Annotated in this window: 1 pseudogene; it reads left to right on the plus strand. The window is 32.6% G+C overall.

Annotation, left to right across the window (positions count from 1 at the left end):
• Positions 1 to 230 (plus strand): annotated as a pseudogene (locus tag HU755_RS27305) (hypothetical protein); the annotation flags it as partial.

The following is a 230-nucleotide window of genomic DNA, read 5'->3' on the forward strand; positions in this document are numbered from 1 at the left end:
ATATAAGTCCTGCAGCTGCTAGCACTTTATCAGATATACCGTTTTTGAATAAAATTATTAAAGAAGTAACAAAAGCAGAATGGAAAGAAACGAAAGAAAATAGTCAGCTCGATATAAAAACGCCGAAAGTAAGTGGCTTAGAAAATGAGGCACTGTCACAGACTATAAATGAAAAATATATGCAGGAATCAATAGAGCTTTATAGTATGTTCCAACAAGAGACAGAAAAT

This window comes from Pseudomonas sp. SWRI111, assembly GCF_014268555.1.
GTDB classification, from domain to species: Bacteria; Pseudomonadota; Gammaproteobacteria; order Pseudomonadales; family Pseudomonadaceae; genus Aquipseudomonas; species Aquipseudomonas hamedanensis.